16 protein-coding genes are annotated in these 16,269 nt (G+C 73.3%); 10 read left to right on the forward strand and 6 right to left on the reverse strand.

What is annotated here, in order from left to right; translation table 11 throughout:
• Positions 1–149: 149 nt before the first annotated feature.
• Together ACFVU9_RS03810 and ACFVU9_RS03815 are read right to left on the reverse strand one after the other, a co-directional pair.
• Entirely contained in the window at positions 150–1,850 is a 1,701-nt protein-coding gene (locus ACFVU9_RS03810) for an acyl-CoA dehydrogenase family protein (RefSeq protein WP_387589587.1), read from the reverse strand.
• 156 nt (positions 1,851–2,006) lie between these two features.
• On the reverse strand, positions 2,007–2,606 hold the full coding sequence (locus tag ACFVU9_RS03815; RefSeq protein ID WP_380445575.1) for a PadR family transcriptional regulator: 600 nt from the start codon (positions 2,604–2,606) through the stop codon (positions 2,007–2,009).
• 186 nt (positions 2,607–2,792) lie between these two features.
• On the opposite strand from ACFVU9_RS03815, the gene ACFVU9_RS03820 reads away from it, so the two are divergent.
• Entirely contained in the window at positions 2,793–3,263 is a 471-nt protein-coding gene (locus ACFVU9_RS03820) for an SPW repeat protein (protein ID WP_329930749.1), read from the forward strand.
• 151 nt (positions 3,264–3,414) lie between these two features.
• Here ACFVU9_RS03820 and ACFVU9_RS03825 read toward each other — a convergent pair whose 3' ends face one another.
• Both ACFVU9_RS03825 and ACFVU9_RS03830 read right to left on the reverse strand, forming a co-directional pair.
• On the reverse strand, positions 3,415–4,878 hold the full coding sequence (locus tag ACFVU9_RS03825; RefSeq protein WP_380445576.1) for a class II fumarate hydratase: 1,464 nt from the start codon (positions 4,876–4,878) through the stop codon (positions 3,415–3,417).
• A 115-nt stretch (positions 4,879–4,993) separates the two neighbouring features.
• Entirely contained in the window at positions 4,994–5,713 is a 720-nt protein-coding gene (locus ACFVU9_RS03830) for a carbon-nitrogen hydrolase family protein (RefSeq protein WP_387589591.1), read from the reverse strand.
• A gap of 170 nt (positions 5,714–5,883) precedes the next feature.
• Between ACFVU9_RS03830 and ACFVU9_RS03835 the strand changes: the two genes are divergently transcribed.
• Positions 5,884–6,207, forward strand: a complete 324-nt coding sequence (locus tag ACFVU9_RS03835) for a hypothetical protein (protein WP_380445578.1) — start codon at positions 5,884–5,886, stop codon at positions 6,205–6,207.
• Positions 6,208–6,562: 355 nt separating this feature from the next.
• Positions 6,563–8,371, forward strand: a complete 1,809-nt coding sequence (locus ACFVU9_RS03840; RefSeq protein ID WP_387589693.1) for a cholesterol oxidase substrate-binding domain-containing protein — start codon at positions 6,563–6,565, stop codon at positions 8,369–8,371.
• Positions 8,372–8,412: 41 nt separating this feature from the next.
• On the opposite strand, the gene ACFVU9_RS03845 is transcribed toward ACFVU9_RS03840, so the two are convergent.
• Positions 8,413–8,895 carry a helix-turn-helix domain-containing protein gene (locus ACFVU9_RS03845; RefSeq protein WP_387589696.1) on the reverse strand — a complete coding sequence of 161 codons (483 nt, stop codon included), beginning with the start codon at positions 8,893–8,895 and terminating at the stop codon, positions 8,413–8,415.
• A gap of 339 nt (positions 8,896–9,234) precedes the next feature.
• On the opposite strand from ACFVU9_RS03845, the gene ACFVU9_RS03850 reads away from it, so the two are divergent.
• Complete coding sequence (locus tag ACFVU9_RS03850; RefSeq protein WP_380499963.1) at positions 9,235–9,987, forward strand: AzlC family ABC transporter permease; 753 nt, start codon at positions 9,235–9,237, stop codon at positions 9,985–9,987.
• Positions 9,987–10,295: an AzlD domain-containing protein gene (locus ACFVU9_RS03855; RefSeq protein WP_380445580.1), complete on the forward strand. Its 309-nt coding sequence runs from the start codon at positions 9,987–9,989 to the stop codon at positions 10,293–10,295. The genes ACFVU9_RS03850 and ACFVU9_RS03855 overlap by 1 nt, the downstream gene beginning before the upstream one ends.
• A 127-nt stretch (positions 10,296–10,422) precedes the next feature.
• Here the strand turns inward: ACFVU9_RS03855 and ACFVU9_RS03860 are convergent, their stop codons facing one another.
• The gene (locus ACFVU9_RS03860) at positions 10,423–10,971 is read right to left on the reverse strand and encodes a GNAT family N-acetyltransferase (RefSeq protein WP_380445582.1); all 549 of its coding nucleotides are present in this window, start codon (positions 10,969–10,971) and stop codon (positions 10,423–10,425) included.
• A gap of 114 nt (positions 10,972–11,085) precedes the next feature.
• On the opposite strand from ACFVU9_RS03860, the gene ACFVU9_RS03865 reads away from it, so the two are divergent.
• The 5 genes from ACFVU9_RS03865 (at position 11,086) to ACFVU9_RS03885 (ending at position 16,239) form a co-directional block, all read left to right on the forward strand.
• The gene (locus ACFVU9_RS03865) at positions 11,086–12,273 is read left to right on the forward strand and encodes an acyl-CoA dehydrogenase family protein (protein WP_380445584.1); all 1,188 of its coding nucleotides are present in this window, start codon (positions 11,086–11,088) and stop codon (positions 12,271–12,273) included.
• A gap of 155 nt (positions 12,274–12,428) precedes the next feature.
• The gene (locus tag ACFVU9_RS03870) at positions 12,429–12,782 is read left to right on the forward strand and encodes a hypothetical protein (RefSeq protein ID WP_387589699.1); all 354 of its coding nucleotides are present in this window, start codon (positions 12,429–12,431) and stop codon (positions 12,780–12,782) included.
• A 232-nt stretch (positions 12,783–13,014) separates the two neighbouring features.
• A complete protein-coding gene (locus ACFVU9_RS03875) occupies positions 13,015–13,893 on the forward strand; it encodes an alkaline phosphatase family protein (protein WP_387589597.1) in 879 nt (292 codons plus the stop codon).
• 339 nt (positions 13,894–14,232) lie between these two features.
• Entirely contained in the window at positions 14,233–14,715 is a 483-nt protein-coding gene (locus ACFVU9_RS03880) for a hypothetical protein (RefSeq protein ID WP_380445589.1), read from the forward strand.
• A 324-nt stretch (positions 14,716–15,039) separates the two neighbouring features.
• Positions 15,040–16,239, forward strand: a complete 1,200-nt coding sequence (locus ACFVU9_RS03885; RefSeq protein ID WP_387589600.1) for a multidrug effflux MFS transporter — start codon at positions 15,040–15,042, stop codon at positions 16,237–16,239.
• Positions 16,240–16,269: the final 30 nt, after the last annotated feature.

A 16,269-nucleotide genomic window follows, 5' to 3' on the forward strand; every position in this document is an offset into this window, starting at 1 on the left:
CCCGGCGGGGGGGCGTATGACCTACCCCACCCCCCACGCCCCCGGGACCCTCCCGCCCGAGGGGTTTTCCCCCCCCCGCCCCCCGCGGCCACCGGGGGGGGCCGGCCCCCCCCCCGCACCCCCCGGGCCCTGCGTAGCCGTCCGCAGGACTACGGCTGCATCTCGTACGCGCCCGACAGCGCCTCGACGCGCGCCCAGACCTTCGCGGCCCGCTCGGCGTCGGCCACCGGCCGACGCACGTGCGCGAGCGCCCAGGCGGCCTGCTCCTCCGTGGCCGAGGCCTTGCCGTGCAGCTCGGTCGCGTGCGCGGAGAAGTCGCGGACCAGCGCGTCGAAGACCTGGTCCAGCACGTCCGCCTCCAGGCCGGTCAACTCGGCCTGCTCCAGCACCAGCTGGCCGTAGACGATCAGCGCGAACAGCTGGCCGATCTCCAGCAGGAAGTCGAGGTCCGCCTGCTGCTCCTTGCTCGGCGCGTGCGTGAGCAGCAGCTCGCAGAAGCCGTCGGCCTGCTCGCGGAAGCGGGCGACGTTCGGCAGGTGCGCGTGCCGGTCGTAGGCGGTGCGCCAGTCGTGGAAGCGGATCGCGCCGAGGCCGCGGGCGGGGCCCTGGTGGAACAGGAAGACGTCGTCGGCGGCGTCCTTGCGGGTCGGCACGGGCGCGTAATCGGCCGGGGCGAACAGGTAGTTGGCCATGAACTTGAGGATCAGCGCCAGGTTGACGTGGACGGTGCCCTCCAGCTTCGGCAGGCCGCGGATGTCCTTGGCGGCCTTGTCGAAGTAGGTGTCCGCCTCGAAGCCCTTGGCCGCGATGACGTCCCACATGAGGTCGATGACCTTCTCGCCCTCGGTGGTGACCTTCATCTTGGTCATCGGGTTGAAGAGCAGGTAGCGGCGGTCCTCGGGGGAGGCGGTGCGGAAGTAGTCCACGGCCCGCGCGCTGAACAGCTTCATCGCCACGAGGCGGGCGTACGCGTCGGTCAACTCGCGGCGCACGTGCGGGAAGTCGGTGACCTTGCGGCCGTACAGGACGCGGTTGTGGGCGTGCGTGACCGCCTCGTACATGGCGTGCTCGCAGATGCCGACCGACGCCGTGCACAGGTTGAACTTGCCGACGTTGACGGTGTTCAGCGCGGCGTCGAACGCGGCCTGGCCGGTGTGCAGCACGTCCTCGGCGCGCACCGGGTAGTCCTCCAGCCGGAACTCGCTGACGTACATCTGGCTGTTCACGACGTTCTTGACCAGGTGGTACGCCTCGTGGCGGCTGTCGGCGGCGAAGAAGACGTAGCCCTCGGGGCCCTCGACGTCCGAGCGGCGGCCGAACACCGAGACCAGGCCGGCGACGTTGCCGTTGCCGATGTAGTACTTCGGGCCCGTCGCGGTGAAGCCGCCCTCGCCGTCCGGGGTGAGGATCATGTCGGTGGAGTAGATGTCGGCGCCGTGGGTGCGCTCGGAGAGGCCGAAGGCCATGACGTGACCCTCCGCCAGGAGGCGGGCGGCGCGGGCGCGGACGGCCTCGTTCTCGCTCTGCCACACCGGGCCGAGGCCGAGGATGGTGACCTGCCAGGTGTACCAGTAGCCGAGGCCGTAGAAGCCGAGGATCTCGTTCAGCTCGGCGATCCGGGAGGTGTCCCAGCGCTTGTCCGGGTCGGCGGCGGAGGGGGTCAGGAACTCCGCGAACAGGCCCTCCTTGGCGGCGAATTCGAGGAAGTCGCCGTACCAGGTGCGGTCGATGTAGGTGTCGATGAGCGCCTTCTTGCCGCGCGACTCGAACCAGTCGACGGTCGCGCGCAGCAGCCGGCGGGTCGGCTCGTCGAACTGCGCGGGGTCGTAGGTACGCGGGTTGAAGAGCATCACGGGCTCCCGGGGGTCGAGGGTGTGGAGTGACTGTGGGGTGGCTGTGGGGTGGGGCCAGGGGCGGCGCGGGAGGGCGGTCGACGGCCGACGACGGACAGATAACAGATAACAGATTTCAAACTCTGTTATCTGTCTTCTGTCATCTGTCGGCCGTCATCTGTTCGCCGCGGTCCGCTCCCCGTTGCCTGTCGCGTCGTCAGGGCCGGTGCCGTCGGCGACGAGGCGGTGCAGGGTGGTGAGCACGTCGTCCAGCCAGGCGAGGGTCATCCGCTCGTACTCGATGCCGCCGCGCAGCACCACGTGCTGGAGTTCCTGAGCGGTGTCGAGCGAGGTGAGGTCGGGGAAGTCGCGCTGCTCGCCGTGCAGGTAGCGGGTGAGCAGGGCGGCGTGGCCGTCGCGGTGGCGCTCGACCTCGGAGATCAGCGCGGCCGGGTCGTCGAAGGCGGCGGCGCGGATCTTCACCGCGAGCTCGTGCCGGACGGTCTCCGGCTCGACCGGTTCGCGCAGCCAGTCCGCGAGCGCGGCCCGGCCGGGCCCGGCCGCCGAGTAGACCTTCTTGTCCGGCCGGCCGTCCTGGGCGATCTCCTCGGCGGCGATCCAGCCGTCCGCCTCCATGCGCCGCAGCACCCGGTAGATCTGCTGGTGGGTGGCGGTCCAGAAGCGGCCGATCGAGCGATCGAAGCGCCGGGCCAGCTCGTAGCCGGAGCCGGGCTGCTCCAGCAGTGAGACGAGGATCGCGTGCTCCAGTGCCATGCCCCGCATCCTGCTATGCAACGAGTTGCATAGGCAATGGCGCGCCGGAGCGGTGAGACGCAGGTCACCGCCGTGATCGGATGGTTATCGACCTTTTCGGACTATTAGGTGCAAAACGTTCGAGAAGCGCCAGAATGGGTACGGGGCAAGCGCCTTCCACGATCCGAACCACAGGAGGTGGTATCGGTGTCAACCCACACCCCGATGGGCATGGAGCACCATCCGGACATCGTCGAACTACGCGAACACTACGAGCGGGTCACCTCGACCCCGCGCGCCCAGGGCATCGAGGCCCTGGCCGTGCTGGCGGGCCTGTTCCTGGCCGCATCGCCCTGGATCGTCGGCTTCACCGCCTTCAGCACCCTCACCGTGACCTGCCTGATCGTGGGTCTGGCCTACACCCTGCTGATGGCGGGCTACGGGTCGGCCTACGAGCGCACCCACGCGCGGGCCTGGGCGGCCGCGGCGCTCGGCATCTGGACGATCATCTCCCCCTGGGCCGTCTCCGGATCGGTCGCGCACGGCAAGAACATCGTCACCTGCGTCATCGTCGGCGCCGTGATGTTCCTGCTCGGCCTCGCGGCGATCTCGATGGCCACGATCACGTCGAACGGAGCAGCGATGCGACTCGGCCGGGCCGGCCGCGCCAAGGGCTGACCTTCCCCGCAGCCCGCGTCCGGGGCACGGACCGGCGGCCCGCCGCCCTCCGCGCCCCGGCGCACACCGGCCGCACGCACACCGGCCGCACGCCCGCCGCACGGGCCTTCGCCGCCGAGCCCGTCGCCGCACCCGTCCGTGACGGCCCCCGCTACGGACGCGTCATCCGCAGCACGTCCAGCGCCTCGTCCAGCTGCTCCTTGGTGAGCTTCCCCTCCTCCACGTACCCGCGCTCCAGCACCACCTGACGGATGGTCTTGCGCTCCGCCAGGGCCTGCTTGGCGACCTTCGCCGCCTCCTCGTACCCGATGTACCGGTTCAGCGGGGTGACCACCGACGGCGACGACTCGGCGTACTCCCGGGCCCGTTCGACGTTGGCGGTGATGCCGTCCACCGTGCGGTCGGCCAGCAGCCGGGCGCTGTTGGCGAGCAGCCGCACCGACTCCAGCACGTTGCGGGCGATGACGGGGAGCATGACGTTCAGCTCGAAGTTGCCGCTCGCGCCGGCCAGCGTGACCGTCGCGTCGTTGCCGACCACCTGTGCCGCGACCATCAGCACCACCTCGGGCAGCACCGGGTTCACCTTGCCCGGCATGATCGACGAACCGGGCTGGAGGTCCGGCAGGTTGATCTCGCCGAGGCCGGTGCGCGGGCCCGAGCCCATCCACCGCAGGTCGTTCGCGATCTTGGTGAACCCAACCGCGACGGTGCGCAGCTGACCGCTCAGCTCGACCAGGGCGTCGCGCGCGCCCTGTGCCTCGAAGTGGTCGCGGGCCTCGGTCAGCGGCAGGTCGGTGGCGCGGGCCACCTCCTCGATCACGGCCGCCGGGAAGCCGGGCGGGGTGTTGATGCCCGTGCCCACCGCCGTGCCGCCGAGGGGGAGTTCGGCGACCCGGGGGAGCGTGGCCAGCAGCCGCTCGCGACCGTGCCGCACCTGGGCGGCGTAGCCGCCGAACTCCTGGCCCAGCGTGACGGGCGTGGCGTCCATCAGGTGCGTGCGGCCCGACTTGACCACCTGCGCGAACTCGGCGGCCTTGCGCTCCAGCGCCTCGGCCAGGTGCTCCAGCGCGGGGATCAGGTCGTGCGTGACGGCGGCGGTGGCGGCGATGTGGATCGAGGACGGGAACACGTCGTTGGACGACTGGCTGGCGTTGACGTGGTCGTTCGGGTGCACCGGCCGGCCCAGCCGCTCGGCGGCGAGGGTCGCGATGACCTCGTTCGCGTTCATGTTGGACGAGGTGCCCGAGCCGGTCTGGAAGACGTCCACCGGGAACTCGCCGTCCCAGCGGCCCTCCGCGACCTCCTCGGCCGCCGCCGCGATGGCCGCCGCCGTCTCCTCGTCCAGCACGCCGAGCCGGGCGTTCACCCGTGCCGCCGCGGCCTTGATCCGGGCCAGCGCGGCGATGTGCGCGCGCTCCAGGCGCTGCCCGGACACCGGGAAGTTCTCCACCGCCCGCTGCGTCTGCGCCTGCCACTTGGCGGCCGCGGGCACGCGGACCTCGCCCATCGAGTCGTGTTCGACGCGGTACTCCTGCCCGGCCTCGTGGACCTGGCCGGCCTGGTGGCCCCGGTGGTTCTGGTCGGCCCGCTGTCCGTGGCCCTGCTGATCACCCATCGCGTGCTGCACCTCCTGAACGGTCCCGAACGGCGTCCCCGTCCCGGTCTCCGATCTTGACAGCCGCGCGCGGGCCCCGGGTATTTCCGGTGGCCCGCGCGTTCACCCCCGGGGGTTACGGCAGTTCGGCGCGGACCAGGCCGCCGGGCGCGGTGCCGGCCTGGGCGACCGGTGCGCCGCCCGGTGCCCAGAAGCCCGAGCCGCCCGAGGTGGCCGGGAAGTCGCCGCTGGCCCCGGCGCTGGTGGAGAGGACGCTCCAGACGCCGTGGGCGGCGGCCCTGGCCCCGAGGTGCTCGTCGCGGCGGGCTGCGGATTCGGGTGAGGGGCCGTAGAGGGTGGACGCGACGTAGGCGTCGATGCCGAGGGCCGCCGTCTCCTCGGCGTGCGTGGGATCGGCGGCGTCCGCGCAGATCGCGAGGCCGAGCCTGACCCCGTCCAGCTCCAGGACGACGGGTGCGTCCCCGGCGGTGAAACGGTTCAGCTCCTCGCCGTGCAGCCGCATCTTCCGGTAGACGACGGAGACCCCCTCGCCGGTGACCGCCATGGTCACGATGTATTCGCGCCCGTCGGCGTCCGCGGCCGGGGCCCCGGCCAGCGCGGTGGCGCCGGTCTCGGCGCAGGCGGCGATCAGCGGCGAGAGCCGCGCGTCCGCCGGGTCGAGGGCCGGGGCGGTGAGGTCGTAGCCGGTCAGCGACAGCTCGGGGAACACCACGAGCCGCGCTCCGGCCTCCCGGACGGCCGCGGCGTGCCGGGCGGCGTTGCCGGAGACGGTGTCCGGCCGGCCGGGCTCCTCGCAGACGGGTTGGGCGACGGCGACGGTCAGGGATGCGGGCATGGCGGTGCTCCCGGGCGCGAGGCGGAAAAGATCAACTTATGCGGTCGTCCGATGGCCCGACAAGAGGCTTCGGCGGGCGGCCATCCAGGTAGAGGGCTAGGCAGGACGGAACCGGGGTCGCGCTCCGGCACGGCTGGTCAGCCGCACGCCGGCACGCCACTATGAGCCGCATGACCAACGACCAGGGCGCCACCGCCCGCTACGAGGCCATCGCCGACGAACTGGCGCCGCGCGGCGCCCACCGGAGCAAGATGTTCGGCATGCCCTGCCTGAAGGACGTCAACGGCAAGGCCTTCGCCGGACTGCACAGCGGCGAACTGGTCTGCCGCCTCGGCCGCGACTCGGCCGAGCACGCGGAGGCCCTCGCGACGGAGGGGGCGCACCTCTTCGACCCGGCGGACGGGCGGCCGATGAAGGACTGGGTCTGCCTTCCCGAATCGGCGGCCGGGCAGTGGCAGCGCTACGCGGAGGCCGCCCTCGCCGCGCCACGCTGACGGGCCCCGGGCCCGCCCTCGCCGCGCTGACGTGTCCCGGGCCCGCCCTCGCCGCGCTGATGGGCCCCGGGCCACTCCGGCGGCCCCGACCGCGCATCGGCATGAGCCATGATCACTCGTACGGGTGAATGATCGGCTGGAACGCTTCAAACGGCCGTCCGCCACTTCGTACGCTCCTGCCCGGACCCGGGGCCGACGACGGACACCCGGGCGACGAGCTCAGGGGGCGGGACGGTTGACCACAGGACGGTGGCGCGGAGCCGGCGGCGGCCGGGACGGCGAAGCGGTGCGGGCGGCGGATCCGGGCTCCGCCGACGGGGCACGAGCGCACGGCGGCGGCCTGACCAGGCGGCAGATGCTCGGCGCGTCCGCGGCGCTCGGCGCGGGGGCCTGGCTGCTGCGCGGCACCGTCGGCCCGGACAGCGCCGAGGCCGCCGCGCCCGTCCCACCCGGGCTGCCCGCCGGCACCGAGCTGTACCAGCGGGTCTTCCAGAACTGGTCCGGCGAGATCCGCACCGACCAGCTGTGGACGTGCGCGCCCCGCACCCCGGAGGAGGTCCCCGCCCTCGCCGACTGGGCGCACGCCAACGGCTGGCGCCTGCGCGCCACCGGCTACCGCCACACCTGGGCGCCGCTCACCGTCGCCAACGGCACCCCCGACAGCGCCCGCGTCCTCCTGGTCGACACGAGCCGCCACCTCACCGCGATCACGGCCGACTCACCGACCACCGTGCGCGTCCAGACCGGCGCCACCATGGAGGACCTGCTCGCCCACCTGGCCGGCCGGGGCCTCGGCCTCACCGCCTGCCCGGCGCCCGGAGAGCTCACCGTCGGCGGCGTCCTCGCCATCGGCGGCCACGGCACCGCCGTCCCGGCCGTCGGGGAGACCCGCCAGGACGGGCACGGCTACGGATCGGTCAGCAACCAGGTCACCCGGCTCACCGCCGTCGTCCTCGACCCGGCCACCGGCCGCTACGTCCTGCGCACGTTCGACCGCTCCGAGGCCGACAGCGCCGCCTTCCTGGTCCACCTCGGCCGGGCGTTCCTCACCGAGGTCGTCCTGCGGGCCGGCGCCGACCGGCCGCTGCGCTGCGTCAGCCGCCTCGACATCCCGGCGAGCGAACTCTTCGCCCGTCCCGGCGACACCGGCGGCGGCGGACTCCTGGGCGGCCTGCTCGGCGGCGGCCCACCGCGCACCTTCGCCGACTTCGTCGACCGCGACGGGCGCACCGAGGCCATCTGGTTCGCCTACACCGAGTACCCCTGGCTCAAGACCTGGAGCGTCGCCCCGGCCAAACCGCTCGCCGCCCGCGCCGTCGACCAGCCCTACAACTACCCGTTCTCGGACAACGTCCCGGAACCCGTCGCCCGGCTCGCCGGCCAGATCGTCTCCGGCGCCTGGGCGTCGGCCCCGCTCTTCGGCCAACTCCAGTACCTCGTCGCCAAAGTGGGACTCACCGGCGACCTCACGGACGTCCTCCTCTCGGGCGGGCTGCTGCGCGACCTGCTCACCGGCGACCTCCTCACCCACCTCCTCGCCGCCGGGCTGCGCTCGGACCTGTGGGGCCCCTCCCGCACCCTCCTCCAGTACGTGCGCCCCACCACCCTGCGGGTCACCGCCAACGGCTACGCGATCCTCTGCAAGCGCGCCGACCTGCAGTGGGTCGTCAGCGAATTCGCCGCCCAGTACCGGAAGCTGCTCGCCGACTACCAGGCGCGCGGCGAGTTCCCGGTGAACGGCGCGGTCGAGATCCGCGTCACCGGCCTGGACGACCCCGCCTACGCGGGCGTCCCCGGCGCCCGGCCGCCCCTGCTCTCCGCGCTGCGCCCGCGCCCGGACCGCCCCGAGTGGGACACCGCCGTCTGGCTCGACGTCCTGGCCTTCCCCGGCACCCCGGGCCTCGAACGCTTCGCCCGCGACCTCGAACAGTGGCTGCTGCGCACCTTCGACGGCACCCGGGCCGGCCTGCGCGTGGAGTGGTCCAAGGGCTGGGCCTACACCGCCGACGCGGCCTGGTCCGACCCGGACCTGCTCGGCCGGGTCATCCCCGCGAGCCTGCGCGACGGCGGCGGGCCGGGCTGGGACGAGGCGGTGGCCGTCCTGAACCGGCACGACCCCCACCGGGTCTTCGGAAACCCCTTCCTGGACGGCCTGTTGACGTAGCCGACTCCGAACGGTCGGCCATCGACGATCCATCGGGTTCGTCAGATGTGTTCCATGACGATCACCGCCAGGGTGTCCGGGGCGAGCGCGCGGAACACGTGCGGGGCATCGCCCGGGTAGCTCACGTAGTCGCCCGGGCCCAGCTCCACCGGGGCCTCCGTCGGCCCGGCCAGCGCCCGGCCCGCTCCCAGCATCACGTGCTCGACCGTGCCGGGCATGTGCGGGTCGGAGATCCGGGTCTCGCCCGGCTGCGCCTCGATGCGGTAGATGTCGCGCCGGGCGTTCGGCGGGCAGGACGACAGCACGGTGGCCGCGTAGTCGGCCCGCTCCGAGTGCGTGACGGGGCCCTCGCCCGCCCGGATCACCCGCACCGCCGGGCGCGGCGGATCGACGAGCCGGCTGAACGGGACGTTCAGTGCCACGCCGAGCGCCCACAGGGTCTCCACGCTCGGGTTGCCCGACCCCGATTCCAGCTGCGAGAGCGTGGACTTGGCGATGCCCGCCCGTCGGGCCAGCTCGGCCATCGACAGGCCGCTGCGCTCGCGCTCGCGCCGGATCGACGCGGCGATCAGGCCGATCAGCTCCGTGCCGGAGCCCAGGGGGGAGCCCGCGCCGGAGGCCGTACCGGATCCGGCGGAAGGGGCGGGGTTGGGGGTCGGGTCACTCATGCTGTCCACTCACGCTTCCTCGCGCCTCCTGCGGTCCCGTCTGCCTTGTCGGCCGCGCCATGCTCCCATGTCCGGCTCCCTGGCTCCTGGGCTCCCGAGCTCCCTGGTTCCCCGGCTCCCAGGACCTGGCGTTCGGTGTGGCGGTCCAAGGGTTCGCCTTGACGAACGACTGGCCTCGGGTTCATTCTAATGGACATGCGTTCGCTCTTTCGAACACTGGAGTCTGCCACCGTCCGTGACATCGCTCTGGTCTGCCTGGCCGACGCCCTCGTCGGCGCCTCCTTCGGTGCGATCAGCGTCTCCGGCGGCCTGCCGCTCTGGGTGCCGGTCGTCATGTCCCTCCTCGTCTTCGCGGGCGGGTCCCAGTTCGCCGCCGTGGGTGTGGTGCTGTCCGGCGGCGGTGCGCTCGCGGCCGTCGCCACCGGGCTGGTGCTCAACGCTCGCCTGCTGCCATTCGGCTTCACCGTCGCCGACGTGCTCGAAGGCCCGTGGTGGCGACGGCTGTTCGGTGCCCAGCTCATCACGGACGAGAGTGCCGCGTTCGTCCTGCGGCAGTCGGACGGGCGGCGCCGGCGGGCCGCGTTCTGGCTGTGCGGGGTCGCGCTGTTCGTGGTGTGGAACGTCTCCGTCGTGCTCGGCGCGGCCGCGGGCGGGCTGATCGGCGACACGGACGCGCTCGGCCTCGACGCCGCCTTCCCGGCGGTGCTGCTCGCCCTCGTGCTGCCCTCGCTCGACGACCGTCGGACGCGCGCGGCCGCGGTGGCGGGAGCGGTGGTCGCGGTGGTGGCGACGCCCTACCTGCCGGCCGGGCTGCCGGTGCTGCTGTCGCTCGTCGGGCTGCTGTTCGCCGGGAAGTCCTCGGTGGTGGGGGAGTCTCGGGCGGCAGGGGTCGAGGGTGTGGTCGCCGTGGAGAACCGGTCCAACGCCGTTAAGGAGGAAGTCCGTTGATGCCGCTGCATGCCGTGCTGCTGCTGGCCGCAGGCACGTACGCCTACCGTCTTGCCGGGCCGCTGCTCGGGCACCGGATCGAACTCTCCGAGCGACTCCGGCACTTGCTGGCCGTGGCCGCGTCCGTCCTGCTGGTTGCCCTGGTCGCCACGGGCGCGCTCACTCAGGGCCATGGCTTCGCGGGGTGGGCCCGGCCGGCGGGCGTCCTGGTCGCAGGCGTCCTTGCCCTGCGTCGTGCGCCGTTCCCGGCCGTCGTCGTGGCGGGCGCGGCGACGACCGCGGTGCTGCGGCTGTGCGGGGTGGGCTGACCGCCGACCGGTGACGAGTGACGGCGAACAGATAACAGCGAACAGATAACAGCGAACAGATGACAGATAACAGATTTCGAAATCTGTCATCTGTTCGCTGTTATCTGTTATCTGTTCGCCCCACCCGTCACCTCCCGCCCGCCCCCACCGCCTTGAAGAACACCGTCGTCGAGCACGGCGCGCCCGCCGGGTCGGTGGCGTAGTCCGGCACCTCGCCGACCCGGTTCCAGCCCGCCGCTTCGTACATCCGCTCGGCCGGGCTGCCTGTCTCGGTGTCGAGCACCAGCAGTCGCAGACCCAGCTCCGCCGCCCGCTCCTCCAGCGCCGCCAGCAGCCGCCCGGCCAGCCGGTGCCCGCGGTCCGCCGGGTGCACCATCAGCTTCGCGACCTCGCCCCGGTGCCGCCCGTTCGCGGTCGTCGCCGGCCGTAGCTGCACCGTCCCGGCGAGCCGCCCGTCGGCCTCCGCCCGCGCCGCCCACACCACCAGTCGCCCGTCCGCCACGTCCGGCACGAGCGCCCGCCACCACCGCGCGGCCTCAGCGGCCTCCAGTGGTGCCAGGAACCCGACCGACGCGCCACCGTGGACGGTCTCCACCAGCAGTCCCGCCATCTCGTCCGCCGCGCCGCGCAGCTCCTCGGCGGTCACCTCGCCGACCACGTACCCGCCACCGGACATGTCGCTTTCCTCACTCGCTCGCGCCCGCCCGCCGCCCCGCCGGGTGCGGAATACTCCCCGGTATCCCGTCATCCCGCCGAGACTACCGAGACCCCGAGACCCCAAGGAGCTTCGATGACGAAGCCGACCCGGATCGACCCGGCCGACCTGCTCGCCGTCGGCGATCTCCTCACCGACGAGGAGCGGCTCATCCGCGACACCGTCCGGAAGTTCGCCGACGAGCGGATCCGCCCGCACATCGGCGACTGGTTCGAGCGCGGGGTGTTCCCGGCCCGCGAACTGGCCCCCGAGCTCGGCGCGCTCGGTGTGCTCGGCATGCACCTCGACGGGTACGGCTGCACGGGTTCGAGCGCGGTCGCCTACGGCGTCGCGTGCATGGAGCTGGAGGCCGCCGACTCCGGGCTGCGCAGCTTCGTCTCCGTGCAGGGATCGCTCGCCATGCGCGCGATCCACGCCTTCGGCTCGGAGGAGCAGAAGCAGCGCTGGCTGCCCGGCATGGCGGCCGGCGAGCTGATCGGCTGCTTCGCCCTCACCGAGCCGGACTTCGGCTCCGACCCGGCCAACATGCGCACCCGGGCGGTGCGCAAGGGCGGAGAGGGCGGTGACTGGGTGCTGTCCGGCAGCAAGATGTGGATCACCAACGGCAGCATCGCGGACGTCGCCGTCGTGTGGGCGCAGACCGAGGAGGGCGTGCGCGGCTTCCTCGTGGAGCGCGGCACCCGCGGCCTGACCGCCACCGACGTGCACGGCAAGCTGTCCTTGCGCGCCTCCGTCACCAGCGAGCTGGCCTTCGACGACATCGTGCTGCCGGCCGACGCCGTGCTGCCCGGGGTCGTCGGCCTGCGCGGCCCGCTGTCCTCCCTCAACGAGGCCCGCTACGGCATCCTCTGGGGCACCGTCGGCGCCGCCCGCGACTGCTACACCGCGGCCCTGGACTACGCGAAGACCCGCATCCAGTTCGAGCGCCCCATCGCCGGCTTCCAGCTGACCCAGCAGAAGCTGGTCGAGATGATGCTGGAGGTGGAGAAGTCGTACCTGGTCGCGCTGCGGATCGGCCGGCTCAAGGACGAGGGCGCCGCCCGTCCGGCGCACATCAGCTTCGGGAAGCTCAACAACGTCCGCACCGCGCTGGAGATCGCGCGCAGCGCGCGGACCGTCCTCGGCGCCAACGGCATCACCACCGAGTACCCGGTGCTGCGGCACGCCAACAACCTGGAGTCGGTGCTCACCTACGAGGGCACCAGCGAGATCCACACGCTCGTGCTCGGCGAGGCCATCACCGGGGAGTCCGCCTACCGCTGACGCCCGGTGAGCCGGTGGCGGGCGGGAGAAACGCGGTGGCCGGGCCCGGGCGGGCTCGGCTACCGTCCCCTCCCATGAACGGCCAGACCACGCAGGGCGCCCCGACCGCACAGGACGCCCCGACCACGGCGAGCGCCTCGACCACACCGAGCGCCCTGACCGCCACCACGACCCTCTGGCGCCCGACCGGCCCCGAGGAACTGGCCCTGGTCGAGGCCGCCGACTGGCGCGCCTGGCCGCCCCGCCTGCCCGAGCAGCCGATCTTCTACCCCGTCCTGAACGAGGACTACGCGGTCCGGATCGCCCGCGACTGGAACGTCCCGGTCTCCGGCGTCGGCTACGTCACCCGCTTCGAGGTCGAGACGGAGTTCCTCGCCCGCTACCCCGTCCAGAGGGCGGGTGGCCGGACCATCCTCGAACTCTGGGTGCCGGCGGAGGAGTTGGCCGAGTTCAACCGGCACATCGTCGGCCGGATCGAGGTCGTCCACGAGTTCCGGCCGCAGGCCTGACGCCCGCCGCCCGCCGTCGCCCGCCCGTCGCCCGCCGCCGCCCGCCGTTGACCGCCCCCCGAGCTCCGGCCCCCGCCGAAGGGCGGGGTGCAAGGACAATCGCCCGACACCCCACGGACACTGCCCGTTCGGTGACCGGACACCAACCGGTACGGCGAGCGGTGAACCATGGCGCGGTCGGCGGCGCCCTCGGCGGGCGCGCGCCGGATGCGCACGACCGAAAGGAACCCCCATGACCGCTGCCCCGTGGCCCCGCCCCCGCGTGCTCGTCGTCGGCATCGACGGCGTCCGGTACGACTACCTGGAGCACGTGCCGATGCCGCGGCTCACGGAGGTCGCCGACGCCGGGTTCCTCGTGCCCGTCACCGTCGCGGACACCACCCCCACCATGTCCGGGCCCTGCTGGGCCACCATCGTCACCGGCGTCGAGCCCGCCAGGCACGGCGTCTGGGGCAACCACCTCGCCGGCAACCGCCTCGACGTCTTCCCCGACTTCGCCACCCGCCTCAACCGCGGCGACCGCCGACGCACCTTCGTCGCCGCCGGCTGGGACCCGCTGATGATCAACGAGTCCGGCGGCCCCCTCTTCCGCGCCCCCGGCCGCCTCTCCTACATCGCCCCCGCCGAGGACACCCCCGAAGCCTGGGAGACCGTCGACGAGGAGGTCACCCGCGAGGCCGTCCACGTCCTCGCCACCGCCGACCCCGAAGCCTCCTTCGTCTACCTCGGCGCCGTCGACGAGACCGCCCACTTCCTCGGCTGCGGCGACGAGTACCGCGCCGCCATGCGCAACGCCGACGAACGCCTCGGCCGCCTCCTCGACGCCGTCCGCGGCCGCGCCACCCACCCCGACGAACAGTGGACCGTCATCGTCGTCACCGACCACGGCCACGTCGACGCCGGCGGCCACGGCGGCCGCACCACCGAGGAGCGCACCGCCTGGGTCGCCTGCGCCGGCCACGGCATCCCCGCCGGCCCGCCCACGGGGGAGATCCGCCACCCCGACGTCGCCGCCCAGGTGTACGCCTCCCTGCTGCGCCCGATCGACCCGCACTGGACCCTCGACGGCCGCCCGTTCCCCGTCTCCCGGCCGGTGCCCGCCGCCGTCTGACGGGTGTACGGTACGGGGCCGGTGCCCCGGGTGCAGCACACCGGGCTGCGCACGGGCCGGACTTGAGTGACGCTCTATCGGGACCCCGGCACCGCTCCGGCGCACACCGCCGGCGCGGCGCCCGCCACCCGAAACCGCGGGTGGCGGCACGTACGTCTGAAGGTGGAGAGGCTACCCCGTGGGATGGAGGCGTGATCGCGACCTCGTGGTGACGCCCCGGCCGTCCGGCGCGGGCCAGGATGGTTACACCGGCCGGGGGAACACCACGGGCCGAACGGAACACTCGACACCCGCACCGACAGCGGACACGGAAACCGGACAGGGAGAGGGCAGGCGGACATGAAGGGCATCGTGAGCAAGGTCGCGCTCGGAGTCGCCGGGACGGGCATGGCCGTCGCCGTGGCCGCCGTCGTCATCGGCCCACGCGTGTCCGAGTGGTACGACGGCCGCCACCAGGAGCAGGTCTCGTACGCCACCGGCAGCGAGGCCAAGGCCGACCGCCACTCGATGCCAGGCTGGCTGCCCGACAACGCCTCCGCCGTCCGCTACCTGATGTCGACCACCGGCGACGACCGCCTGCTGCGCGCCACCCTCCCCGAGGGGCGGCTGCCCGTCGGCTGCACCACCGGGCTGACCGGCAAGGGGGTGCACCCGGTGCCGGTGTCGCTCAAGGCGGGCTGGTTCCCCGACGGCGTCGCGGGCAAGGCCACCGGCACCTGCGGGCACTACAACGTGATGCTCTCCGGCAACCAGCTCTACGCCTGGCAGGACGGCGCCGCCGTCCAGGCGGCCATGCGGGCGGAGCGTCCCGAGAAGCGCTGAGGCACGGGGCCCCGGGCGGACGGGTGAACGGTCCGGTGCCCCCGCTGTCGGAGCGGGGCCGGGCTGCGATAGGACGGAGCGTGGACAAACCCGTCCCGCCCCGTCCCGCCCGTCCAGCAAGGGAGCCCCATGCCTGGCCCCGGCCCCGGCCCTAGCGCCGGCCCGTCCGACGAGACGCCCGGCCCTGCCGCCGGCCCCACCACCGACCTGTCGTCGGCCCCAGCCGGGGCTCCAGCCGATTCGGCCACTCCAGCCGCTGCGGCCACTGCGGCCACTGCGGCCGCTTCGGCGGCCCCGGCGGGTCCCGGCCGGGGCACCGTCGCCGTGCTCGGGGGCCTGGTCGCGCTCGGCCCGCTGACCACCGACCTCTACCTGCCGGGCCTGCCCGCGATCGCCGACGACCTCGCCGCCGATCCGGCCGCGGTGCAGCTCACCCTCACGTTCTCGATGTTCGGGGTGGCGGCCGGACAACTGCTGTTCGGGCCGCTCAGCGACCGCTTCGGACGCCGCCCGCCGCTGCTCGCCGGGCTCGTCCTCTACACCCTGGCCAGCACGGTGTGCGTGATCGCGCCCAACCTGCCGCTGCTGATCGCCGCCCGGTTCGTCCAGGGCGCGGCCGGGGCCGCCGGACTGGTCATCGGACGGGCCGTCGCCCGGGACCGCTTCCAGGGCGTGGCGATGCTCCGGTTCCTTGCCTCGATCACCCTGATATCGGGGCTGGCGCCGATCCTCGCGCCGATCATCGGCGCGCAGCTGCTCCGGGTGACGTCGTGGCGCGGCACCTTCGGGGCGCTGACGGCGCTCGGGCTGCTGCTCGCGCTGGTGGCGTTCGGCGCGCTGCGCGAGACGCTGCCCGCCCAGGCGCGGCACGGCGGAGGGTTCGGGTCCACCCTGCGGACGATGGGCGGGCTGCTGCGCGACCTGCCGTTCCTCGGGCTGATGCTCACGGGCACGTTCGGGTTCGGGGCGCTGTTCGGGTACATCAGCGGGTCGTCGACGGTGCTGCAGCACGTCTACCACGTGTCGCCGCAGACCTACAGCCTGCTGTTCGGGCTGAACTCGGTGGCCATCGTCGGGATGACGCAGATCAACGGGCGGGTGTTGGCGCGGCGCTTCACGGCGGGCGCGCTGATGCTGGCCGGGCTGGGCCTGGCGGTGGTCGCGGGCGTGGCGCTGGTGCTGGTGACGACGGTGTGGGACTTCGGGCTGCTCGGGGTCTGCCCGGCGCTGTTCGTGATGATGGGCAGCATGGGGATGATCCTGCCGAACTCGGCGGCGCAGGCGCTCGGTCTGGTCGAGCCGCAGGCGGCGGGGACGGCTTCGGCGCTGCTGGGGACCGGCAACTTCCTGTGCGGGGCGCTGGTCGCACCGCTGAGCAGCCTGGGCGGGCGGCCGTCGGCAGTGCTGCTGGCGGTGGTCGTGCTGTCGAGCGCGGTGCTGGCGAGCGCGGCGTACGTGGCGCTGTGCCGGCCGTGGCAGGCGCGGGCTGAGGTCCCGGGGCGTACGGGGAGCCAGGCGGGCTGAGGGGCGGCCGGCGGCCGACGGGGGACGATG

It is taken from the genome of Kitasatospora sp. NPDC057936 (assembly GCF_042887525.1).
GTDB lineage: Bacteria > Actinomycetota > Actinomycetes > Streptomycetales > Streptomycetaceae > Kitasatospora.

Coding starts and splice junctions, on each gene's coding strand:
- ACFVU9_RS03845 (WP_387589696.1), bottom strand. CDS start 8,895: ATGGCCGAGCTGGCCCGACGGGCGGGCATCGCCAAGTCCACGCTCTCG.
- ACFVU9_RS03880 (WP_380445589.1), top strand. CDS start 14,233: ATGAAGGGCATCGTGAGCAAGGTCGCGCTCGGAGTCGCCGGGACGGGC.
- ACFVU9_RS03830 (WP_387589591.1), bottom strand. CDS start 5,713: ATGCCCGCATCCCTGACCGTCGCCGTCGCCCAACCCGTCTGCGAGGAG.
- ACFVU9_RS03810 (WP_387589587.1), bottom strand. CDS start 1,850: ATGCTCTTCAACCCGCGTACCTACGACCCCGCGCAGTTCGACGAGCCG.
- ACFVU9_RS03835 (WP_380445578.1), top strand. CDS start 5,884: ATGACCAACGACCAGGGCGCCACCGCCCGCTACGAGGCCATCGCCGAC.
- ACFVU9_RS03815 (WP_380445575.1), bottom strand. CDS start 2,606: ATGGCACTGGAGCACGCGATCCTCGTCTCACTGCTGGAGCAGCCCGGC.
- ACFVU9_RS03860 (WP_380445582.1), bottom strand. CDS start 10,971: ATGTCCGGTGGCGGGTACGTGGTCGGCGAGGTGACCGCCGAGGAGCTG.
- ACFVU9_RS03875 (WP_387589597.1), top strand. CDS start 13,015: ATGACCGCTGCCCCGTGGCCCCGCCCCCGCGTGCTCGTCGTCGGCATC.
- ACFVU9_RS03825 (WP_380445576.1), bottom strand. CDS start 4,878: ATGGGTGATCAGCAGGGCCACGGACAGCGGGCCGACCAGAACCACCGG.
- ACFVU9_RS03865 (WP_380445584.1), top strand. CDS start 11,086: ATGACGAAGCCGACCCGGATCGACCCGGCCGACCTGCTCGCCGTCGGC.
- ACFVU9_RS03855 (WP_380445580.1), top strand. CDS start 9,987: ATGCCGCTGCATGCCGTGCTGCTGCTGGCCGCAGGCACGTACGCCTAC.
- ACFVU9_RS03840 (WP_387589693.1), top strand. CDS start 6,563: ATGCTCGGCGCGTCCGCGGCGCTCGGCGCGGGGGCCTGGCTGCTGCGC.
- ACFVU9_RS03850 (WP_380499963.1), top strand. CDS start 9,235: ATGCGTTCGCTCTTTCGAACACTGGAGTCTGCCACCGTCCGTGACATC.